General features: G+C 34.1%; 7 protein-coding genes. 5 read left to right on the top strand and 2 right to left on the bottom strand.

Annotated elements, in window-relative coordinates; translation table 11 throughout:
* The first annotated feature begins 42 nt into the window (after positions 1 to 42).
* Together EYW44_RS17555 and EYW44_RS17550 are read left to right on the top strand one after the other, a co-directional pair.
* Positions 43 to 10,302 carry a T9SS type B sorting domain-containing protein gene (locus tag EYW44_RS17555; protein WP_132725651.1) on the top strand — a complete coding sequence of 3,420 codons (10,260 nt, stop codon included), beginning with the start codon at positions 43 to 45 and terminating at the stop codon, positions 10,300 to 10,302.
* A 66-nt stretch (positions 10,303 to 10,368) separates the two neighbouring features.
* Entirely contained in the window at positions 10,369 to 12,594 is a 2,226-nt protein-coding gene (locus EYW44_RS17550; protein ID WP_132725648.1) for a gliding motility-associated C-terminal domain-containing protein, read from the top strand.
* Positions 12,595 to 12,694: 100 nt separating this feature from the next.
* On the opposite strand, the gene cmk is transcribed toward EYW44_RS17550, so the two are convergent.
* Both cmk and porQ read right to left on the bottom strand, forming a co-directional pair.
* Positions 12,695 to 13,378 (bottom strand): (d)CMP kinase, encoded by a 684-nt coding sequence (gene cmk, locus EYW44_RS17545; RefSeq protein ID WP_132725645.1) that lies wholly within the window; start codon positions 13,376 to 13,378, stop codon positions 12,695 to 12,697.
* A 95-nt stretch (positions 13,379 to 13,473) separates the two neighbouring features.
* On the bottom strand, positions 13,474 to 14,520 hold the full coding sequence (gene porQ / locus EYW44_RS17540) for a type IX secretion system protein PorQ (protein ID WP_132725642.1): 1,047 nt from the start codon (positions 14,518 to 14,520) through the stop codon (positions 13,474 to 13,476).
* 164 nt (positions 14,521 to 14,684) lie between these two features.
* On the opposite strand from porQ, the gene EYW44_RS17535 reads away from it, so the two are divergent.
* The 3 genes from EYW44_RS17535 to EYW44_RS22335 form a co-directional block, all read left to right on the top strand.
* The gene (locus EYW44_RS17535; RefSeq protein ID WP_132725639.1) at positions 14,685 to 16,922 is read left to right on the top strand and encodes a gliding motility-associated C-terminal domain-containing protein; all 2,238 of its coding nucleotides are present in this window, start codon (positions 14,685 to 14,687) and stop codon (positions 16,920 to 16,922) included.
* Between the two features lie 5 nt (positions 16,923 to 16,927).
* On the top strand, positions 16,928 to 18,814 hold the full coding sequence (locus tag EYW44_RS17530; protein ID WP_132725636.1) for a PorP/SprF family type IX secretion system membrane protein: 1,887 nt from the start codon (positions 16,928 to 16,930) through the stop codon (positions 18,812 to 18,814).
* Positions 18,815 to 18,913: 99 nt separating this feature from the next.
* Positions 18,914 to 26,172 (top strand): hypothetical protein (locus tag EYW44_RS22335; RefSeq protein WP_165872263.1); only part of this gene is annotated, 7,259 nt, incomplete at its 3' end.

Below are 26,172 nucleotides of genomic sequence, written 5' to 3'. Positions count from 1 at the left end.
AGAATTTGAGTTTTACATATAATCCCAAAAAAATCCCTTAAAATGGATAAAAAATTATTTGTAGTAATTGCTGCATTTTTTTTAAGTTTTAGTGCTGTTTATGCTCAGGACCAATTACCTCTTGAAGAGATTAGGAAGCATGCTTTAGAAGAAACTTCAGCTATAAGAGCGTCAAAGGTATCAGAGGTAGAATTTAAACAAGTACTCCCTGGTACTGATGGTATTACTTTAAAAGGTAATATGACTTTCATAGCCAATAGTATTACCAATAGACGAATTGGAACAGATGTTACTACTGCTAACATTCCTTTTAATAATGCGGGAAACAACAATAGTTATAATATTGAATATATAGACATAGATGATGACTTGGGGTTGTCAGGAAATGGATCTACATTTTCATCATCAGGTTCAAAATTAACCTTGCCAGGTTGTTCTGAGGTTGTTTGGGCTGGTTTATATTGGGCGGGGATTTATCCACGTGTCAATGCTACTAGTGGTGTAATTCCTACAGACCCTGTAGATGAAATAAAATTTAGACTACCTGGTCAAGATTATAAGGATATCAAAGGAGATATCATCGCTAGAACAGATATAGTCAATAGAAGACCTTATGCTTGTTTTAAAGAAATGACAAACGAGGTTAAGGCACTTTCCAATCCAAATGGAGATTATTACGCAGCTAATATTAAAGCTACAGTTGGAGGAGCTTGTTGTGGTGGGACAGCAGCAGGTTGGACAATGGTAGTTATTTATAGAAATCAAACAGAATCAAGTAAACACTTTAGTGTTTTTAATGGTTTTTCTTCAATACAAAGAGGAGATGCGCCAGTGACAATTGAATATAAGGGATTTAAAACGGTACCTGTAGGACCAGATCCTGCAAACCCAGCTCCTGTAAGGGCTAATATGATTGTTAGTACTTTAGAGGGAGATTTAAATTTAGAAAGAGATAGATTTGAAATAGAAGACACAGCGGGTGTTTTTCAACCTCAATCAAATAGTTTAAATCCAGCTACAAACTTTTTTAATTCATCAATAACATTAAATAATGCGCCTTTAACTGATAGATTTCCTGCCAGTTCAAATACATTAGGATTTGATGCTGATTTGTTTGAAATCAGCAATATTGATAATAAGGTTATAGATAATAATCAGACTTCAGCTAAAATACGTTTTGTTACAGATAGTGATTCTTATTGGACATTTTTAAATGCGCTTGCAATTGAGGTGATTGAACCAGATATTCAGTTGGTAAAATCTATAGATGATGGAATCAAAGGGAATGATATATCAGGAACACCTGTAGGTTTAGGTAGTGATTTATGGTATAATGTAAGTTTCCAAAATAAAGGAACAGATGATGCAATCAACACAATTATCACAGATAAATTACCTAAGAATGTAGATTTAATTCCAGGAGATGTTACTTTACCAACAGGAGTTACATTATTAAGCTATGCACCACCAACTGCACCTGAATTTAGAGGAGAGTTGAAATTTAGTGTTGATAATAGTTTGGTAAAAGAAGGAGGAGCTTTACATGATATTCGTTTTCATGTTAGAGTTGTTTCTGACTGTAGTCAGTTAAGAGATGTTTGTTCTAATGTAATAGAGAATCAGGCTTTTGCAGCATACAAAGGGTTACGAGGAGGTATAACAATTGATAATGCACCAAGTGTCTCTGGTATAGATGCTTGTGATTTTGGAATTGCGGGTTCTTCTAATTTTTTAATAGATACAAGTGGGTGTGCTTTTGAAACAGATATTGAGTTTTGTGGAGCTTCTGTTGAGTTAGCAGCCGGTTTAGGTTTTGCGTCTTATACATGGAAAGATAGTACAGGTGCAGTAATTGGAAATACTCAAAAAATTACAGTTAGTAGTACTGGAAGATATACAGTAGAAAAAACAAATCCACCAGGAGTTTTTGCAGCCTGTGTTGCAGCTGATGAGGTATTTAACGTTATTCCAGTTGGAGCGGGAGTGAATCCATTAATACCATTTGAAGATAGTCACGAAATATGTTCTTCAGACGGGGTAACAAGAACTTCTGAAATATTTTTATGTGGAAGTGGAGATTCAATAGATATTGCAACAGGAGTAAGTGCACCTACAGTAGTAAGATGGCAACAATTAAAAGCTTCATGTGTACCAGACCCATTATCAGATTGTCCAATTTTTAATGATTCATGTTGGGAAGATGTAGCAGTAAGTCCTAATGCTACTACAAGACCTTTTTCTGACGAAGGTAGATATAGATTATTATTAGAAACACCATCTTCAGGTGGAGGTATTTGTCCTAAAACCTATTATTTCAGAATATTAAAGCCTTCGATAAGCCCTACTTTTAGTAAAAAAGATATTGTATGTAATACACCAGGAAACATCACAGTTAATGGAGTACCAGTTGATTATCAGTATGCGTATGTTGTTGCTGGTTCACCTACACCAGGAGCTTCATCTTACACTACTTCTAATGTTTTCAATACAGGTATCATAGCAAATAATTATGACGTTTACGTAAAGAATGATGCTACAGGTTGTGTTTTTGGACCTCAAAAAATATCAATTAGTAAGATAGATTTAGATGTAGATGTAAAATTAACAGATCCTAATTGTTTTGATGATAAAGGTAAAATAAGATTAGAAGTTACTACTTCGTTACCAAGTACTACTTTGTATAAATACGAGATTTTTGAAGGAACTTCAGTTGTGGCTACAGCTACTACAACTGATAGATCTGTTGAATTTGATGTAGCGTCATCAAATACTTATACAGCAAGTGTTACAACGACAGATTGTTCTTTTACGAGTCCAAACATTACTTTTACAATTCCAGATGAATTAAAGTTTACTGCAACTGCTATAAAAGATATTGATTGTACAGATGCTCAAATTAAGTTAGTAGCAAGTGGAGGAACAGTAGGAGGAACAGGTTATCGTTATGCAGTTTGGACATACACACCTGCAGCTACGGCAACTGCTCCAGTAGTTTTAAGTACAGATCCTAAAACATATTTTTTAAATACAGATTTTACGGTTTCAGCTGGAGCAGAGGGAGTTTATGAATTTGTAGTTGTAGACAACAATAACTGTAGAAAAATATCAAATCCTGTAACTGTAAATTTAGAAGAGCCTTTAAGATTTGATGCTGTTGTAACAAATCCAACTTGTTCAGGTGGAAAAGATGGCTCAATAACAGTAAATGCTATAACACCTCCTGACTTATCTGGGTATACACTTGAGTATAGTATCAACGGAGGCGCTTTTGGACCCTCAAATATTTTCTCAGGGTTAGAGGAAATTGCTGGAGGATATACCATCGATATTAGAGCTACAAAAGGAGGCTTTTCATGTAGTTATTCAATAAAAGATATAAAAGTTACATCACCAGATCCTTTAAATGGAGGTAATGCTTCTACAACAAATCCTACTTGTAATACTACAGGAGGAACAAATCTTGGAAGCATAATATTTACAGCTCCTACATCAGGAGGAACAGGAGTATATGAATATTTTTACAAAACAGCAGGAAGTACAACACCATTTATAATGTTGCCTGCAGGTACTTTACAAGTAGAATTATCAAGTGGTGACTATGATGTTAAGATAGAGGATACAAATAATTGTTTAGGATTTACAGATACTGTTACAATTGATCCATTACCAACTACACCAGTATTAACACCATTAGTAGATTATAACTGTGATGGATCTGGAAATATTAGTGTTGGAACAGCACCAACTGGTATATATACTTATGAATTATCTAATGCAACAGGAGTTGTTGCTACTAATAATTCAGGAAACTTCAGTAATCAACCAGTAGGAAGGTATACTATAGAAGTGGCTTACGGATCATCTTGTACCACTGATGTTTCTGTAGAAGTATTAGCTAATAAGGAGTTTGTAGCTTCAGCAAACGGATCAATTTTATCATGTAATGGAGGAAGTGACGGAAGTGTTGAAATTATAGCAACTAATTTTGGTACTTCATTTGATTACAATATAAACGGTACGGGTTGGGTTATTGGAAATGCAACAACCAATACAACAAGTCCTTTAACAGTAACACCAACAGGAGTTGGTAGTTTAGGTTTTGGTAATCATACAATTCAAATCAGACCAACAGGTGCAACAATAACTTCATGTATTATAACTAAAACTTTTTCAGTGACACAACCAGAGGTAGTAGTTGTTGAAAAAGTAGAACAAACAAAATTAGTTACTTGTGTGCCTAATACAGGAGCTACACTTGTACCTTCAGCTAAAGGAGGTAATGGACCAGTTTATTCATTTGAGTTATTCAATAGTACTGGAGGATCATTAGGAACAACAACAACTGAGTTTACAAATGTACCAGCAGATACTTATACAATTGTAGCAACTGATGGTTCTACAGTGTGTACTTCTGTTCCATTTCCGGTAACAGTAATTGATAAAGATGATGTTGATTTTACAGCTGAGCCAGAATGTTTTGATGGAGCAGATGGAGTTATTAATGTAAATGTATTAGATGGAAACGGTAACTATCAATTTAGATTAGATACGAATCCATGGCAGAGTCCAGCAACAGGAACACCAAATGATTTTACTTTTACTGGCTTAGCAGCGAATGTAAATTATAATATTACGGTTAAAGATCAAAAAGGGTGTGAAAAAACAATTCCAGTAACAATTAATCCAGAGTTAACAGCAACAGCTGATCATAAAGATGTAAACTGTAATACAACTTCAGGAGAAATAAGTATTACTCCAAATGGAGGTTCTGGTACAGGTTATGAATTTTCGGTAGTAACTGATGGAAGTCCTGCAGGAACTTTCTCAACAACTAACCCTGTTACTACAGGTTTACCAGTAGGTACTTATGATGTTTATGTAAGAGACGATAAAAACTGTCAGTATATAATTCAAGATGTAATAATCGGTACAGTTACAGATCCATCAATGGTAGTAACTGGAAGTGATCCAACATGTTTTGGAGGTACAGGAACGGTAACAGTGAAGTTAAGTGATGGAGCTATTCCTTACACTGTAAATATTACGAATCCTAGCGGAACAGTAAATCAAACACAGTCAACAAATACTGACGAAGTTAATTTCTTTGCATTGCCATTGAATGAAACTTATACAGTGCGTTTGACAGACGTTAATGGATGTCCAAATCCTGCAATTACAAGAACTATAACTTTAGTAGAGTTACCAGAGATAGATGCTGCAATTAGTAGTCTTTTACCAACAGATTGTAAACCATATGTTGGTAACGAAGATGATTTTGGATTCAAATATGATTTACCAGCAGCACTTTCGTCACTTTCTTTACCTTATGTAGTACAAGTAAGAGACGAAGCAGGAACTTGGTTTGATGATGATTCAGTTAATGAATTTACAAGAATTCCTCCAGAAACTACTTTAAGTCCTGCGGTACGTATAATAAATAGAGATCCAGTGACTGGAGTAGAAACTGAGGTTTGTATTAAGGTGTTGGATGATTTTAAAACATCTTTCAATTTAAATAGTTTAGTAAGATTCATTTCTTTTGATGGAACTAGATGTGAGAATGGAATGACAGTGAGAGTAGGAGGCTCAGGAGGATCTGGTAACTACGGATTTGCCATTGATGCTGTACCAGCAACTGTTGCAGGTTGGACTGTTACAGGATTTGATTTTATAGATTACCTGAACTTAATTCCTGGTAGCACGCATATTTTCTATGTCAGAGATATGGTAAGTGGATGTATTGAGCAACAAGAAGGAACTTTTAATCCAACTATAGCTACGGATAACATTCCAATAACACCTACAGTAATTTCTGACAGTTGTGGAACAGCGGATGGAGAAATAGAGTTTTTAGTTGATAACTCTAGTGCTAATGTAACAGGAGGAACTGCTAGTTGGTATATATACGATGCAACTAAGCCGTTAACCACTCCTTTAGCAACAGGAGCAGAAGAATCTGGTCTTGTACCAACAAGTACTACATTTACTATTACTAGTTCAGTGGCTTTATCAGCAGGGACTTATTATTTAATATTAGAAGAACCAGGAGGAACTCCAACATGTAGATGGTCAAGTGAAGATGTTGAGATAAAAGATGGAACTCCTATAGAAGCTGATCTTAAAAAAGTGAGAGATATAACATGTACAGTTGATGGTGTTATTAGTATTGATAATATTCGTGGAGGTATTGCAGGATATTCTTTTGTATCTAATGTATATGAAACAGGTGATATTACGAATGTAGTTCCAACAGCAGATTATAGTTTAACAGGTAATGTGGTTACTTTACCATATTCAGCGGTGCCAGTTGGAGTTACTTCATTAACTGTAGATGTTACAATTACTGATAGTAAATCTTGTAATGAAACATTTAGTCAAGTAATATCTGTAAGTACTTTACCAGTTTTAACAGCAACACCAAATAGTTGTGGAGCTAATAAAACAATAGAAGTTTCGGCAACAGGAGGAAAAGCTCCATATCAATATTCTGTAAATGGAGGTACATTTAGTGCGTCTACAAGCACTGCTTTTTTAATTGAAGGATTACTTCCAGATAGTTATAATGTAACAGTTAAAGACGCAAATGGTTGTACTGATACAATAACAGGGGTTGTAATTCAAAATACATTGGATTTTGAATTAAAATTAACACAGTTGATTGATTGTGTTTCTCCTTTGGCATCAGAAGCTAGTTTTGATATAAATATAATTTCAGGTTCTGGTAGTTATGAGTATGAAATTTCAAGAGATAATTCAGGAACTCCTGTAGTAGTAGTGCCAAGAACTGCATTTGCTTCGCCATTTACTACATCAATTCCTGATACTTATACTGTAACAATATATGATTTAGCAGAAACACCAAATTGTTCGGTAACAAAAACAATTGAGGTACCAGCTCCAGTATTTCCTAATTTTACAGCTATTGGAGTAGACGCAGTCTGTGATGGAAATGATAATGGAACAATTAAAATTACGCCATTATCGGGGGTAGATCCAGTAGTATACACAGCTACTAATATTGCAGGAACAGTATCTGGAACTTGGGTTGCTGCTACTAGTTCAATAACAGGATTAGAGGCAGGAACATATACAGTTACAGCAGTCGGAGCGAACTCATGTACTTTTGTATTACCAACAACGGTAACAATTAACGATTTTGATCCAATAAGAGTTCCAAATATTGCTGCAAATGGATTTACTTGTAACACCGGAACAAACTTTGCAAATGATGCTACAATTACATTTAATAGTAATCTTATTACAGGTGGTAGTGGAGCTTATACTATAGATTTATATAAGGTAGATCCTTCAGGAGATATTAAAATAACTTCAGGAGTAAGTGTTGTAAGTGGAGTGTATACATATACAATTTCAGATGAATCTGGAGGGAGTTATTATGTGAGAGTAGTAGATAGTAAAGGTTGTGGGGGAGATTTAAATGTATCAAACACAGAAGTTATAGCTCCTTATGAAAAATTAACAAATATTTCCGCTACACTTAATGAAGCTATAAGTTGTGTAAATGGAGGAGAAGTAATTGATATCACTTTTACATCTACAGTTCCTATAACAGGAGCTACAGTTACTATCAGTAACAGTACAGGTGCTGTTCAAAATATAACAGGAGCAAATAGTGGAGCGGTATTAAATTCTAATCGTTTAGCTCCAGGATTATATACAATAAGTGTTGTACATCCTGTTACAGGTTGTCAGTTAGATACTAGTTATGAGGTGAAAGATTTAATTGATCATTTAATTAATATTAAGCAAACTGCACCTGTAGTATGTGTTGGATCTGATACAGCAGAAGTAAGTATTGTTTTTGATGCAAGTACACCTTATGCTGGGGCATATACTTACACAGTTCATAATGCAGTTTCTGGTTTACCAGTAACACCAGCAATTACAGGAAATGGAGTTTCTGGAAATACACCTCTTACTATTGGAGGATTATCTGCAGGTGAATATTTTGTGCAAGTTGTTATGACTGATTTACCTGAATGTACAAGAAGGACATCAGATATTAAAATTGATGAACCTACGAATGCTCTTGATTTTACTTTAGATACCAATTTAATAAGTTGTGTTAGAAATGATAGTGGAGAAATCAAAATAAACGCCACTGGTGGTTGGGGAGGTTATGAGTATATGTTAGTTAATAATACTACTTCAACTACAGTTCAAAGCTTTAATGGTAATTCAGTAATAAGAGGTCTAACTGCAGGTAATTATACTGTAACAGTTAAAGATGTAAATGGATGTGAAGATACCGATACATTTACTTTATCAGATCCTGCTGCTTTTGTTGCTACCCCAGTAATATTAAGCACTATTCTTTGTGAAGGAGATGAAACAGCTAGTGTTAGATTAGATGTTACTGCTGGAGGACAAGGAACATCACCAGTTTATTATTATACAATTAGAGAAGATATCGCTGGAAGTTTTGAATCAGCAAGGCAATCTTCAAATACATTTAGTAATCTAGGTGCAGGAAACTATATTATTACAGTTTATGACGAGTACAGTTGTTTTGAAACTTATGATGTAGTAATAATTGAACCAACAGAAACAAAAGCTACAGCAACAATTAATAGTGGTATTACTTGTACCAGTCCTAATGCAAATATTGAAATAACAGGAGCTGGTGGAACTGGACCTTATGAATATTTATATAGTGCAGATGGAGGAGCTACTTTAGTTACTTTAACTTTAAATACTTTTGCAGTTCCAGCAGGAAATTATCAAGTATATGTTAGAGATACTGAAAGTTGTTTGTCAGATCCATTTTTAATAACTGTAGAGCCTTTGGAGCCTTTAGTTGTTGATTTAGATACTTCTTTAGGAATTATAACATGTACTGGTAATGCTAATGCTGTTTTATCAGCAAATGTTAGTGGAGGGTTAGGAAATTATAGTTTTGAGCTTTTAGATAGTGCAGGAGCAACTGTGCAAGGTCCTCAAGCAGATAATACTTTTTCAAATATTGCTCCAGGTACTTATAGTATTAAAGTTACTAGTTTAGATTGTGAAGAAACTACCACTAGTTTTGTAGTAGTTGATCCACCATTATTAGAAGCAACCGCAGTCATTGAAAATATTACTTGTAACGGAGCTAATGACGGAAGTGTAACGATTAACACAGTTGGAGGAACAGGTAATTATACATATGAAATAGATTTGCAACCTGGTAGATTCCAAACAGAAAATCAGTTCTTCAACTTACCACCAGGTGATTATGTAGTTACTGTTCAAGATGAAAGAGGTTGTAATGATACTGTTGATGTAAAAATAATTGAGCCAGCATTATTAGAAGCAAGCATAGATATGAGTTCGGTACAAGAGCAATTATGTATTGATGATCCAGCACCTTCTTTCAAAGTAGATGTAATTGGAGGAACTGCACCATATACTTTAGAGTTAAGTGATGGTACAGTGATTACTTTAGGAATCTCAGAAACTAGTTATACGTTTACAGGATTAAATGCAGGGCAATCATATGTGGTTAAGGTTTCAGATAGTCAAAGATGTGAGGCACCAGAATTATTAAGGATATCATTTGATGAAGCTGCAGATTTACAGTTTACACATGAAGTAACTTATGATTGTAATGAAAATGCAATCATTACAGGTACAGTAGCTGATAGATATAAAGATCAAGTAATTTATACCTTATCAGGACCAGAAAGTGGAACTAATGATACAGGTATATTCAATGTATCCTCAGTAGGTTTTTATAGTTTAGAAGTAGAGCTAATAAAAGCTTCAGGTGATCCTGGTTGTATTCAGGTGATAAATGATATTGAAGTAGAAGATATTCAACCATTACAATTCACAGTAGATGATTCTCAAATAAATACATTAATTGTAAATGCTACAGGAGGTATACCTCCATATGAATACAGTATTGATGGTAGTGCTTTTACTTCTAATAATGAATTTATAATCAGTGAAACTAGAGATTATGTAATTGTAGTAAGAGATGATAGAGGATGTAAAGAAACACTTACAGTTCCTGGAGAGTTTATTACTATTGAAGTACCTAATTTATTTACTCCTAATGGAGATGGACAACAAGATTTCTGGTATCCTATAGATGTACAACCTTATCATAACTTGAAAGTTTATATCTATGATAGATATGGAAGGTTCCTAACTGAATTTAGAGGAGTTCAACAAGGTTGGGATGGTACTTATCAACAGAGACCATTACCATCTGGTGATTATTGGTATAGGTTAGAGTTTGAAGAAATAACAGGAGAACGAAAAGAACAAATGGGACACTTTACATTGTACAGATACTAAGAATTAAATTAATAGTTATATTTGTTAGGCATACACAAGAGTGTATAATATAAATCTCCAAATGTTATGTCTAAAAATATTAAAAAAGAAAAATTATTAATTCTATTATTTTGTTTATTATGTACAATTTGTACCTATGGGCAAAGAATACTAAAGCCTGTTTTAGAAACCAGTACAAACTGTAAAACTTTAAGAAATAGAAGTATTGAGTTTACGCTAGAATTTCGAGGGGATTTTCCTGATGATAATGAGTTTATAATGCAATTATCAGATGAATCAGGAGATTTTACATCCCCTACTATTCTAGGTAGGATAAACGATAGAAATGATGATCCTTTTGGTACTGGGGGAGTAGTACGATTTGATATTCCAATTGGAACTAGAGGAGATGATTACCGGTTACGAATAGTATCATCTACCGATACATCAATAGAGAGTCCAGAATCGGATAAATTTGCAGCATATTTTATTGAAGAAGAGGATATGACTTTGGTAACTGAAGATCAAGCACAAGTATTATGTGCTGGTGAAACGGTTACTTTAGCTTTAAAAAATCCAAATGCTGAGTATGAGTATGTTTGGTACAAAGATTTTACAGAGATTCCCGGTGAAGTTCAGTCTTCGTTAGTTATAACAGAACCTGGACAATACCAGGTTTTTGTTAATTATGGAAATTGTAATGGAACAACTCCTGCTATAGCCAACTCATCTCTACGTATTCCTGTAACTAGGGCTACAGCTCCTTCAGGTTTGAGAATTGAAGCTCCTTCTAGCAATATAGTAGAGCTATGTGCAAATGAAAGTTTTGAATTGAAATCGAGTGTAATTGATCAAAGTTATACATATAAATGGTATAAAGACGGATCAGAAATAAGAGGGATAAATAGTGAAACTTATACACCTCCAATAGGAAATCAGTTTGGAGTTTTTCATTTAGAAGTTTTAGTAGGTAATTGTGTAACACGGTCAATGAACGACGTAACTATACGTCAAAGAGCATCTGCAAATTTTGATATTGGTATTGAAGGACCTGCAACCATCGTTAGGCTTCCCAGAGAATCACCAGTATTAAAACTAACTAATGTTCCTAGCAACTCAACCATTACTTGGTTTAATGGAACAAGACAGTTAGACGGTAGTAATGTTACGGAATGGTTAGCTGTAGAAGAAGGTGAGTATAGAGCCGTAGTTGTTGATAATTCTTTTACTTGCCCTGTTTCTGATACATCTCCTATAGTTACAGTTCTTGATGTAGTGTCTATAAATCCGAAAATTCGTCATAAGAATAGTTACAGAGATTGTTCTAATGCGTCAACAGACATAGAGATAGAAGGTATTGAAGTTGGAGCTACAGATGGTAATACATATAATTTATCATTTGAGCAGATAAATCACCCAGATTATATTCGATATAAATGGTTTAAAGAAGGTAGTGAGATAATAGGAGAAACATCTACATTTTTATCTTTAGCTTCATATAATGAAAATGGAACGTATACTTTAGAAGCAAACGCGAGTCCTTCTGTTATTGATAGATCAGAAGATTTAGATACATTACTTACATTAGAAAATGTAGAAATTCTTTCTTCTTCTGTATCAAATACACTATGTCCAGGAGGAGAAATTACTTTTGAAGTAGATTTAACTTCAGGTTTTACCTATAGGTGGTTCAAAAATGAAGAAGAGTTAGTAGTAGCTGATCCGAGTAATTTAAAGGTTGATGAAGTCGGAGTGTATACTTTAAGTTACGAAGGTTTTGGTTGTTTGGTGAGTTTACCAGAAATTGAAGTAAAAGAGTTTGATGAAACAGTGTTACAAGTAACACCATCTTCAACTGCATTGTTAAATCCTGGAGAAACTGTGAGATTTCAAGCTTCGGGAGCAGATTCGTATGAATGGTATAATGAATCAGGAGTTTTACTTTCGTCTACAGATGTATTAGAGGTTGATATTTTAGGTAATTATACTCTGGTTGGTTTTGTAGATTCATGTAGAGTAGAGAAAGAATTGAAAGTAGTGGAGGATGACGGAAAATTAATGATACCTAATATTCTGAGTCCTTTAAATGATGATGGTGTAAATGATACATGGGAATTACCAAATAAGTTTGCTTTTCAAACCGATGTAAATGTTGTTATTTATAATTCTAATGGAAAAGAAGTTTTGAATACAAACGATTATCAGAACGATTGGCCTTTAGAAAATAATTTGAAAGAAGGGATGCTTTTTTATTTTAAAGTTATAAAAAACGAAAATTTAGTAAAAGCAGGAACAATTTCGATTTTACAATAATTATAGAGAAAAGCTAAAATTTTAATGATTTCTGAGAATCGAGTATTTCGTACATATGTAAAGAAAAAAACAAATACGCGATTCTCAGAGATTTTATTTCTTAAATAATATCATTGACTAAACTAAGAATTCTTTCAAATTGTTCTTTTAATCCCATATCAGAGTTGTCAAATTCAACTGCATCCGAAGCTTTAACCAAAGGAGAATCTTCTCGAGTAGAATCTATTCTATCACGTTCTTGAACATTTTCTAAAATTTCTTCATAGTTAACATCGTCACCACGATCAATAAGTTCTTTGTACCTTCTTTTAGCACGCTTATCGGCAGAAGCTGTCATAAATAATTTTAATTCAGCATCAGGAAAAACAACAGTTCCAATATCTCTACCATCCATTACAATTCCTTTATTCTTACCCATTTCTTGTTGTGCAGAAACTAGTTTTTTTCTTACCTCTGAAATAGCCGCTACTTTACTTACCCATTTAGAAACTTCTATAGTGCGTATTTCTTTCTCAACATTAATGTCGTTTAAATACATTTCAGCAAAACCTAAAGAATCGTTATAAACAAAATTCAATTTAATCTTGTCTAAATCATTTATAAGTAGTTCTTTTTTTAAGTCTTCTTGTATTAAATTGTTATTAATAGCATAAAGGGCTACAGCTCTATACATAGCTCCAGTATCTACATAAATATAATTCAAATGCTTCGCAAGTTGCTTTGCTATAGTGCTTTTTCCTGTTGAAGAAAATCCGTCTATAGCTATTGTAATTCCTTTGTTCATTTTAAAAAATTGATAGTACAAATATACTTGTATATCTTCAATTACATTAGTGTATTAAAAAGATAATCTGTGATCTTGTTTTAGTATGAAATATTTTAATACTTAGTTTTATTGTCTAAAGATCTTTCCTTGTTGAGGTCAATAGAGATACCAAAAGTACTCACATCTGAAGCAAAGTGAAATTTAGAATAAGCATAATTAATCTTTATTTTGTTCATTCTTAATCCAAAACCAAAAGAAATACCTCCAAAAGTTCTAACGTTTTGTAACTGAAGTTCACTTCCTCGTCTAAAATTATATCCAACTCTAAGATTAATAGCTCTTTTTGGAAAAAGTTCGGCACCAATAATTACATGTCTAAAAGCATTATTAAGAAATGATATATTCTCTTCTGTAGTGTTCCCGTCTAAATCAGAAGTACTATTTGATGGATTTGGTACACTTACATTCCATTTCTGAAGATTATCTATTGTAAGATATCCTCTAATAGGAACATTTTCTAACATGTAAGAAGCTCCCAAAGCAATTTCAAAAGGTAGTTTTTCAGAAGTTCCATTAAAAGAACTAAGTTGAGTTCCAATGTTTCGTAGTACTAACGAAAAAATATAAGGTTTATGAGGAGTGTAATACATGATACCTAAATCCCCCGCAATTCCTGTAGAAGAAAAAGAAGCAATAGTACTGTAAATAAATTTAAAATTAGCACCTACATGAATATCCGTATTAGGTATTTGATATGCATACCCAACAGAGAGTGCAATATCACTTGCATTAAAAGTTCCAGTTTCTGTTCCATCGGCATCGGCAGCAATTAAAGTACCATAATTTAAGTAGGTTATATTAGAGTGAATCGTTTTAGAGTATCTACTAAAACGATGTGCATAAGAAACTGAACCTATAGAAATATCTGCTAAGTAACCAGTGTAGTTTACTGAAAGTTTTCTATCTATGTCTAAATTAATACTTGCAGGATTCCATTTAGGTTGATCAACATCATCTACTAAAGTGAAAATTTTCCCTCCTAAAGCAGTTTGTCTAGCGTTAGTAGAAGTATTTAAAAAAGAGAAAGCATTCGTTCCTCCAGTTTGGGCTTGTATGATAAAAGGGAAAAATATTAAGAAGTATATGTAAATTTTACGCATATAGTGTACAATAATATGGTAAAATTAACGTAATAATTTGAGTAAAAGTGTTTATAAAATAAAAAAATAAATAAATAAATGCACTTTTTTTTTATAAAATATATATATTTGTTTGTTAAATGTATCTTTTTGATACTTAAAATTTTTATAGTCCCCATCTATTTATGATGTATAAGTATGTTAAAATAGAAAAATTAGTTTTTTTATTACTGTTCTTGTTGTGCGGTGTATATACCCATGGGCAAGACTTTAATGGACCACCAACTTTGGTGACTAATACTAATTGTAAAGAACCAACAAACACTAGTATAGAGTTTGGTTTTAGGTTCAATCTTGCGTTTCCAAACGATAATGAATTTAGAATTGAGTTATCAAATGCTGATGGGGTATTTGATGACCCTGCTGATATGCATCAAGATGTTGGTGCTGTAGCCAGAGTTATTGGAGGAGTTGATACCAATCAAGCTTTTTTCGTTGATGGAGCAAGGTTCGATTTACCAGCAGGTTCTTACAGTCCTAACTACAGAATAAGATTAGTTGCAAGTAATCCAGCAGTAACAAGTGCTCCTTCAGATCCTTTTGAAGCTTATTATATTGTTCCTGAGGATATGAGTCTTGTAAATGCAGGTGCAGAGACATTATGTGGTGGAGAAACTAAAACTATTGCTTTAGCAAATCCAAAATCAGAATATACATATACATGGTTTAAAGATACTATAGAGGTTCCTGGAGAAACAGGACCTTCGTTGGTAGTTTCTCAACCAGGTCAATATTATGTAGCAATAGATTATGGAGCTTGTACAGCGAGTGGTGTTAGTAATCAATCTATTATTATACCAGTAACCACAGGGGTAGCACCTTCAAGTGTTAGGATAAACGGTCCTGATTTAATTGAAATTTGTGCTAATGAAACTTATGAATTAGAATCTAGTATTACAGATCCTAGCTATACATATATATGGTACAAAGACGGAGCTGAAATTACAGGAATCAATAGTAGTACATATGAACCGCCAGTAGGAAACCAATTTGGAGTTTTTCATTTAGAAATTTCGGTAGGAGGTTGTGTAACAAGGTCTCAAAATGATGTGACAATTCAACAACGATCAGCTGCTGGTTTTGACATTGGTATTGAAGGTAGTGCTACTGTTATAAGGTTACCAAGAGAAACAGCGACTTTAGAGATAAACAACGCTCCTAGCTCTGCTACAATTGCATGGTTCTTAGATGGAGTTGAATTACCTGGAAGTAACTCAACAGAATGGAATGCAGTTCAAGAAGGTGTTTATACTGCAGTTGTAACAGATAACACGTCAACATGTCCTGTGTCAGATACTTCACCAGAAATCACAGTATTGGATGTTACGGCTGTAACACCTATAATAAGACCAGGAAATGGTTATGCTGATTGTTCAAATGGAGATACAGATTTAACTATACAAGGAATTAAAGTGATAGCATCTGACGGAAATGAATACGACCTTACAGATGAACAAATAAATCATCCTGATTATATAAGATACCAATGGTTAAAGGACGGTGTTGAAATTACAGGAGAAACACTAACTCAATTATCCTTAGATTCTTACAATGATAATGGGAGTTATAGTTTAGAAGCAGATTTAAGTCCTTCTTTAGTAGGATTGTCAGATGAAATAGATATACTTCTTACATTAGAAAATGCTGAAATAACATCATCTTCTATTTCAAATAAGCTATGTCCTGGAGGAACGATTACGTTTAGTATTCCAGTAGAACCAGGATTTACATATAGATGGTTTAAAGATGATGTAGAATTAACGGTTGCAGATCCTAGTACTTTAGTTATTAGTGAAGTAGGTGTTTATAGAGTGACTTTTGAAGGATTTGGTTGTCTTATAGATGTACCAGAGATAGAAGTAGTTGAATTTGATGAAACTGTTTTAGAAGTAACACCTTCATCAACAGCTGTTTTAGAGCCAGGAGAAACAGTAAGATTTGAAGCTACAGGAGCAGATTCATATGAATGGTATAATGAAAACGGAGATTTACTATCTTCGTCAGACGCACTAGAAGTAGATATATTAGGGACATATACGTTAGTAGGTTTTGTAGATTCGTGTAGAGCTGAAAGAGAATTGAATGTAGTAGAAGATGATGGGAAACTAATGATTCCTAATATAATATCTCCTTTTAACGGAGACGGTGTAAATGATACATGGGAATTACCTAACAGATTTGCATTTCAAACTGATGTTCAGGTAATTATTTATAATTCTGGGGGTAAAGAAGTATTAAATACTACTGATTATCAAAATGATTGGCCTTTAGACAATAATTTAAAAGACGGAATGTTATTCTATTTCAGAGTTATTAAAAACGAAGATTTAGTTAAAGCAGGAACAATTTCTATTTTGAGATAAGATTTATGGTAAAGAAAATTACTTTAGTACTATTTATTACGATTCATTTATTAGGCTTTTCACAAGCTATAAGTGACGATCAGTATAATGCGTTTTCATCAAGAGGTTTCATGAAGTTTAATAATTTCATGTCTGTACCTACGTTTTCTTTATTACACAGAAATGGATCTACAATAGAGGCTATTTCAAGAAGTTCTAATATAGAATTTGAAGATGCTTCAAGGCTTCATTTAGTAAGTTATTCAGGGAAAATGCGTTCAAATGTAGGAGCAGGTATTGCTGTTTTTCAACAAGAAATAGGTGTTTTTAAAGATTTTGGAGCAATTGGAAATTATGCTTACCAATTAAAATTAAATGATAAAACTAAATTAACTTTTGGGTTTAACTTTTTATATAGCAGAAGAAGTATAGATCAACCTAGAATTTTATCTAATGGTGTTGATCCGCTAATCAATAACTATCAAGATAAGCCTGTTGTGGTTTTTCAGCCAGCAGCAACAGTATCATTCGGTAATTTTGATGTAGGAATATTTTTTGAAAACTTAGGAGATTTTAACTTGAAAACCAGTGAAATGGTTACTGACTTTGCCGATAAAACAATATCGGCTCATGCAGCTTATTCATTCAAGTTAAATTCAATGAAAGGTTTTTTTGAAGATACAACAGTTAGAGCTATTGGGGTTGCTAGAAGAGGTCCAGAAAGTGAACTGCAAGAAAGCTTTTCTTATGGAGCAACTGTTTTAGCAGACTTACCAAAAGCAGGTTGGATTAAAGTAGGTTACGATAATAGATTTGGAATAAACGCAGGTTTTGGCATTAATTTAAATAAACGTTTATCTATTGGTTTTTCGTATGAAAAGCCAGAAAACCTAAGTGGAACAAATGAAGTTGGATTAATTTATTCTCTCGGAAGAAGAAGAGGAAGAAGAGTAGATTCAAGAACGAGCGAAGTAAAAGTAATTTTACCAGACAATGCTCCACCGCCACCAGCAATAGATACCAGAAAGAATGTATACGAAGATCCTGAACATGAGGGCTTATCTGATGAAATACGTACAGCACAAGATTCAATTATCAAATTAAATAAAAGGGTAAATGATATCTTGAAGTTATTAGAGAACACCCCACCAAAAAAGGTTACAGATGTTCCTAGTACAGAAGAAAATAACGAAGAGCAAGTATTACCTGAAGAGGAGAGAGATCAAACCTTACCTAGAAGAAGAGCAAGACCATGGAGAACTAGTACAATAACAAGAACTGGTGGAGGTGGTACAATGTATTATGTTGCTTTTGATCAGTTTAGAGATATTCAGAAGGCTAAAGATAAAGTTAATGAGTACAAGAGAAGAAAAGTTAAGGCAAGATATGTAAAGGATCCTAAGTATAATTCTTATGTGGTATACTTTAAGCGTTTTGCAAAGAAAGAAGATGCTGAAGAGATTGTAGAAGAAGTAAATAAAAAAGGTGATGCTAGGTTCGAAAAAGAAAATACTTCTGAAGATAGTGATTTAGGAAGCTTAAAAGCTGCCAAAGGAGGAGGAAAAGGAGACCCTATTTATGTGATGAAAATTACATTGGGAGCTAAAGGAGAGACATATAAAGAACCTAAAACTCAACCAAGAGCGAGAGTTACTACAGTTAAAAAGACTGGTAACTTAGAAGAAGGTTATTATATGCAGGTAGGTGTTTTCTCTAAGAAATCTTATGCTGACAGATTCTTGGATGAATTAGAAAATGATGGAATTAATGCAGGATATTACATAAACCCTAAGACAGGTAATAGACATATATATATTCATAAAACAAGTGATCGTGCTGAAATTATTAAGTTGTATAATAATAATTTAAATGGATCATATTATGATAGAAAAAGCATCATACATATAAGATAGCTTATGTGTTAAATTAAAATATAATGCTATTTTTAATGGTATTATATTTTAATTTATTAAATTATAACGGTTAAATATTTATTCTTAAATCCCCAAATGATGAATAAAAAAATACTTTTTGTATTAGTAATTCTTTATGCTACCTTAGGTTTTGCTCAAAGCAAAATAAACGTGACTAAGTTAGAAGAAATCCAACCCCAGAGTAAAGATTTCGCAAAAGAATCAGTAGTAAAAAACAAATTATTAGAAGCAACCCACGCGGACGCAATGAAATCAAGGCTACCAGATGTAGACTTTACTCAAAGGCTAGGTAGTGGTGGTATAAATGTAACAGGTAATGTTACATTTGCAGGGAATAATATTTTGAACAGGCGTCATACCAATGATCTATATAGAAGAGGAGGATTCTTCAGATGGAGAGATCGTTGTGGTAATCGTTATCGTGACTATGAATATATACCTGTAACAACTTCAATAGATCCTAATACACCGCATCCAAATAGAAGTGATTTGTATGTATTAACATTTACTAATGGTTGTGGAAGATCTTTTTTCACAAGACTAGATCAAGTGAACAATGGAGATGTATTTATGGATTATATAGATATTGATGATGCAGACGGCATAGCGGGGAGTGCAGCTACTTTTTCATCATCTAAGTCTACGGTAGATTTACCAGATTGTTCAAGAATTGTTTATGCGGGATTATATTGGGCAGGGGTTTTTCCTTATCAATCTTGGGAAACAGAAAATGCAAGACCAGGTGACTATAGGAATATAAAGTTTAAAATGCCAGGTCAAAATTATTTAGATATAACTAGTGATCAGGTAATATATGATGGAGGTGCTGTAAATCAGCGCCCTTATGTGTGCTATAAAGATGTTACTGCATTAGTTCAAGGATTATCCAATCCTGAAGGGGAATACTACGCTGCAGATATTAGAGCTACAACTGGTAGAGATGATAATTATGGTTTAGGTGGTGCAGCCGGTTGGGTAATGGTTGTTATATATGAAAATCAAACTGAGTCAAGTAAAAATATAAACGTATTTGATGGTTTTGCAACAATTGATGGTTCAAATAGTGCAGATGTTAGATTCCAAGATTTTGTAACTATTCCATCGGGACCAGTAAGAGCTCAGTTTTTAACAGCAGCTTTAGAAGGTGATGGTTTTATTCCTGGAGATAGCTTTCAAATAGAAAATACTTCTGGAACTTATATTAATGTAAACACACCTAATAGAAATCCAGCAACAAACTTTTTTAATGGTAGTATAACTCGTTATGATAATTTTGTAACTGATAGAACACCAGATAGTGAAAATACATTAGGATTTGATGTAGATTTATTTGATGTAGATGCTTTAAATGCAGGAAATTCTTTGATTACAAACGGTCAAACAGAATTAGATGTTAGGTTTACAACAAGTGGAGATGTGTATTGGCCATTTTTAAATGTAATGGCAATAGAAATTATTCAGCCTGATATTCAGTTAGTAAAAGCTATTGATGATGGAACTATCGGAAATGATATCTCTGGAACAACAGTTAATTTAGGTGATACATTATGGTATGATATAAGCTTCCAGAATGTAGGTACCGACGATTCTGTAAATACAATTATAACAGATGATTTACCTGCAAATGTTGATTTAGATGAATCTACGCTTGTTTTACCTATAAATCCTGATACAGGAACACCAATAAATTATACATATACACCACCAACAGGTTTAACAGGAGGAAGATTAGAATTTGAAATTCCTGATAATTTAGTTGAAGAGGGAGGTGCAGTACACAGTATTAGATTTAGAGTACAAGTAGTTTCAGATTGTAGTCAATTAAGAGATGTCTGTTCTAATATTGTAGAAAATCAGGCTTTTGCAGAGTATGATGGACGAACAGGTGGGGTTAGCGTTGATAATTCACCTAGTGTATCTGGAATTGATGCTTGTAATTTTGGTATAATAGGAGCTTCTAACTTTTTAGTAGATACAAGTGGTTGTTCGTTTACTTCAGATGTCCCATTTTGTGGTGCTTCTGTAGATTTAACAGCAGGTTCAGGATTCGCTTCTTATACATGGAGAGATGGTTCTGGAACTGTTATTGCTACAGGTAATGTACCAACAATTACAGTAAATGCTGTAGGTACTTATACTGTTGAAAGAACTAATCCAGCAGGAGTTCCTGCGGCTTGTGTTACTGCAACAGAAACTTTTAACGTAGTTAATATTGGAGCTGGTACTAATCCTTTAATAGCTTCAGAAGATGGACATGTTATTTGTCCTGCAGATGGTGTTACAAGAACGTCAGAAATATATCTGTGTGGTGACGCAGATGTAAGAAGTTTATCGGCAGGTGTTAGTGCTCCTACAGTAGTGAGATGGCAGCAATTAGATACATCTTGTGCCCCAGAGTCAAGTGTTGACTGTCCTAATTTTACGGATGCTTGTTGGGTAGATGTAGCAACAAATGCAAATGACCCAACCAGAACATTTTCAGATGAAGGAAGGTATAGGTTACTTTTAGAAACACCTTCTTCTGGAGGAGGAATTTGTCCACAAACTTTTTACTTCAGAATTTTTAAAGCTACAGTAAACCCTACAATTGTAGAAGAAAATATTATTTGTTCTACACCAGGTAGTATTACTGTAAATAATGTTCCTGCAGGTTATGTATATGCATTAGTAACAGCTGGTTCACCAGCACCAGCAGCAGGTGCATACCAAACATCAAATGTTTTTTCAGTAACTACAGCAGGAAATTATCAAGTTTATTTTAGAAATAATGCAACTAATTGTGTTTATGGTCCAGAGGATGTATCTATAAGTAATATTGACATAGATGTAACTGTAGGATCTACTCCAATATTGTGTGCAGGAGATACAGGAGAAATTAATGTTCAAATTAATAGTGCAATTCCAGGTCCTTATACTTACACTGTTTTAAATGGTACGTCAGTTGTTAATAGTCATGGACCTACAACAGATAGATCAAGAGATTTTTCTATAACAACATCAGGTAATTACACAGTTCAAGTAACTACAAGTGATTGTTCATTTACGAGTAGTGTGATACCTTTTACTGTTCCAAGTGCATTAACAATAACAGCTGTTAATACTAAAGATATTAATTGTACTGATGGAATTATAAATTTATCAGGTGCTGGAGGAACACCAGGCTATAATTATGCTTTATGGTCTTACACGCCTGCAGCAACAGCAACAGCTTCAGCAGTTTCATATACAAATGTTTCTAGTATACCTTCTAGCATAAATTTAGATGGTGTAGCTGGAACAGCAGATGATTTATTAGGTTTTACTACTGGTACAACTTATAATATTCCATCTGGAGCAGAGGGAACATACGAGTTTATTATAGTTGACAATAACAACTGTTCTAGTGTTTCTTCTCCTTTAACAATGATTGTTGAAGAACCATTACAGTTTACTGAATCTCATACAGATGTTACTTGTACAACTGGAGGAACAATAACAATAACAACAGTAGATCCACCTGGAACAATTGGACACACTTTAGAATATAGTTTAAATGGAGGTGCTTTTGGAAGTTCAAATATATTTAACGGTTTAGCAGCAGGAGATTATGATATAGATATCAGAGCTACAAAGAACGGATTCTCATGTAGTTATTCTGTTGGTACAATAACTATTGAAACAATTTCATCACCAAGTAGTACAGCTTCTTTAACACAAGATTCAACATGTCCTCAACCAAACGGAGTAATAACTTTTACTGCTGCAACTGGAGGAGTAGGACCTTATCAATATGGAATTAATGGAGTTTATTCTAGTTCTTTAATTAAGAACAATATTACACCTGGTACTTATGTGTTAACAGTAAGAGATAGTAACGGTTGTGAGTCACCAGTAGATACAATAGTGGTAGATCCTCATCCTGTTATTCCAGATATTCCAGCAACTGTTGATTACAATTGTGATGGAACAGCTACAGTAACGTTCAATCCACCTGCAACACCAGCTTTAACTTATACATATAGTTGGAACGGTGCTACACCTCAAGCTTCTAATGTTTTTACAAATGTAAATCCAGCTACTCATACATTTACAGTAAGAGCTGATAGAGCTTGTCCAAGAGACTTTTTAGTAAATGTTCTTCAAAACCAACAATTTACTGGTAGTATTATAGGAAGTACAAATTCTGAATGTAATGGTTCTGACAATGGGACAATTACAATTCAAGCAAGTAATTTTAACGGAGGAAGTTATGAATACAGTATTGATGGAGGTACTACATGGGCATCAACTTCAGATAATCCATTTAGAATTGTAGGGGTTGCAGCAGGAACTCACGATGTAAGTATTCGTGAAACTTCTGGGGCAATAGTATGTTTAAGAGATTTAGGAAGTGTAGTAACTACAGAACCAGACCTTTTAAACGTAACTGGTTCAGTAACAACTACAGCAAATTGTACAGCAGCAAATACAGCATCAATTACAGTTCAAGGTTCAGGAGGAATTCCTCCTTACGAATTTAGTATAGATGGAGGAGCTACTTGGCAGACATCGAATGTTTTTTCAGGTTTAGGGACTGGTACTTATACAGTTAATATTCGAGATGATAATAATTGTACAGAATGTGGTTGTTCAACTGATGCATTTGTAAACGGAAGTTTTGAAAACGTACCAAGTTCTTTTTCAACATTCAGAATATTCCCAGAAACTTCTGTGGAAGGTTGGGATACAGATGCAGATAATAGAATAGAATTGTGGAGAGCTGGATACCAAGGAGTACCAGCTGCAGATGGACAATATTTTGCTGAGTTAAATGCAAATTTACCATCAGCATTATATCAAGAGTTTTGTACAATACCTGGAGATATAATCAATTGGTCTTTAAATCATAGAGGTAGATCTGGAGTCGATGTAGCTCAAGTAAGAATTGGAGGAAGTATAACATCTTCTGCTTCTGATTTTACACAGAATATGTCAGATGATAATACAGCTTGGGGTACTTACAGAGGAAGCTATACTGTACCAGTAGGTCAAACATCAACAGTAATTGCTTTTGAAGCTATTTCTACAGCAACAGGAAGTTTATCAGTTGGTAATTTTATAGATAATGTAAGTATTACGGTAACTAAAGTTGGATGTGTTCCTTTTGAAGTAGTAGTTGATCCTCCTGAGGATGTAATTTTTACATTGGATCCGGTAACATGTTATGATGGTAGTAATGAGTCAATTGAAGTTAGTATTACAAGTGGAGAATCTCCATTTGAAATTTTCTTAAATGGTTCTACAACAGCTTTAACAAGTGTAAGTGGTTCTGCAAGTTCAGGAACACCATTAACATATACAATCAATTCAGGATTATTAATAGGAAGTAATAATTCAGTACGAGTAGTTGACGGGAAAGGTTGTGAGAATACATTAACAGCTTTAATCAATCCACAATTAGCGGCATCGATTGATTTAACAGATGCGAATTGTGGTGTAAATTCAGGATTGATAGAAGTCAATGTTACACCAGGCACAGGAACAGGAACAGGTTATGAATATGCAATAGTAGCTGATGGAGTAACTCCAGCAAGTTATGTAACAAGTAATTCATTATCAGTATCAGCCGGTACTTATGATGTTTATGTACGCGATAGTGCAGGTTGTCCGTTAGTTATACAAGACGTAGTAATTAATCAAATACCAAATCCAACAGCAAGTGTTGTAGTAACAGAGCCATTATGTGATGGAAATGATGGAAGTTTTAGTTTGACATTTGGATCAGGCGAAGGGCCATATGATATAAGTGTAGTAAGTTCAGGAGGAGGAGATGCTATAGCTCCACAAACAGGAGTAACTTTAGGTGCAAGTCCATTAAACTTCCCTAATTTATCAGCAGGTACTTACGATATTACAGTAGAAGATGCAAATGGATGTACGGCAACAGCTCAGGCAGTAATCACAAATCCAACACCAATTGTATCTACTACCGATCCAACAGCAACAGATTTAGAATGTTCAGTAACAGGAGTAGTTCAAGGAAGTATTACTTTCACAGAGCCAACAGGTGGAACAGGAAGTGGAACTTATACCTATTATTATAGAATAGATGGAAGTGGAGCAGCATTTACATCTACGACATCGACTACAGTAACTGGATTACCAGCAGGAGTTTATGATGTACGTGTAGAAGATGCTAATGGATGTTTCTTAGATTATCCAGATGTAACGATCGATGCTTTACCAGCAGAGCCAACATTAAGCGAAGTTGTAGATTATAATTGTGATGGAAGTGCAACAGTAACGATTACAGCAGTTCCAGGACCAACAACATTTACACATAATTATACAATTTCACCAGCTATAGCAAGTGGAAGTACGAATACTACAGGAGTTTTCACAGCAGTACCAGTAGGGGATTACACGATCACTTTAGATTATGGACAAAATTGTGAGACTACTATAGCTGTTCGAGTAGAAGCCAATAGAGAGTTAATGGCAAGTTCATCAGGAACACCAGTAAGTTGTAATGGATTAAGTGATGGAACTATTGAGATTGTAGTAGATAACTTAACAAGTACAGCAGCAGGCACATTTGAATATAGTATAGACGGAGGAGCTACTTGGTTACCAATAGGTGGATCAGGAACAAGCACTAATCCATTTACAGTAACAGGATTAAGTGCTAATACATATAATGTAGAAGTAAGAGAGACAGGAAATACTTCATGTGAGGTATCAGCAGGAACAGTTGTTATCACTCAGCCAGATCCAGTAGTAGTTACAGGAGTAGCAGAATTAAAAGGAGTTACTTGTAGTCCAGCTACAGGTGCTACTTTAGATCCTAGTGCCACAGGCGGAAACGGACCAGCTTATACTTACGGATTATTTACAAACCCAGCAGGAACAGGAGCTCCAATACAGACATCAGTACCATTTACAGATGTAGCAGCAGGAAACTATTGGGTTGTAGCAACAGATGTTACAACACTTTGTAGTTCAGCACCATTTGCAGTAGTAGTAACAGCACCTACACCATTATCAGTTTCAGTTAGTCCAGAGCCATGTTATAATGGAACGAATGGAGAGTTAGATGTAACTATCACAGGAGGAGAAGCACCATATTTAGTTTCATTAAATGGAGCAACTCCAGTTTCAATAAATACGTTAACATATACCTTTACAGGATTAGGCGCACAGAATCATGTAGTAAATATTACCGATAATAATGGATGTACAGCAACAGCAAATGATGATATCAATCCACAATTAGCGGCATCGATTGATTTAACAGATGCGAATTGTGGTGTAAATTCAGGATTGATAGAAGTCAATGTTACACCAGGCACAGGAACAGGAACAGGTTATGAATATGCAAT

It is taken from the genome of Tenacibaculum sp. M341 (assembly GCF_004337695.1).
Classification (GTDB): Bacteria; Bacteroidota; Bacteroidia; order Flavobacteriales; family Flavobacteriaceae; genus Polaribacter.
The sequence above is the reverse complement of the archived record's forward strand: the minus strand, read 5'-3'. Positions and strand labels throughout refer to the sequence as shown.

What these genes read in the sequence shown, in the direction of transcription:
- EYW44_RS17555 (WP_132725651.1), top strand. Translation starts at nt 43, where the DNA reads ATGGATAAAAAATTATTTGTAGTAATTGCTGCATTTTTTTTAAGTTTT.
- EYW44_RS17550 (WP_132725648.1), top strand. Translation starts at nt 10,369, where the DNA reads ATGTCTAAAAATATTAAAAAAGAAAAATTATTAATTCTATTATTTTGT.
- cmk (WP_132725645.1), bottom strand. Translation starts at nt 13,378, where the DNA reads ATGAACAAAGGAATTACAATAGCTATAGACGGATTTTCTTCAACAGGA.
- porQ (WP_132725642.1), bottom strand. Translation starts at nt 14,520, where the DNA reads ATGCGTAAAATTTACATATACTTCTTAATATTTTTCCCTTTTATCATA.
- EYW44_RS17535 (WP_132725639.1), top strand. Translation starts at nt 14,685, where the DNA reads ATGATGTATAAGTATGTTAAAATAGAAAAATTAGTTTTTTTATTACTG.
- EYW44_RS17530 (WP_132725636.1), top strand. Translation starts at nt 16,928, where the DNA reads ATGGTAAAGAAAATTACTTTAGTACTATTTATTACGATTCATTTATTA.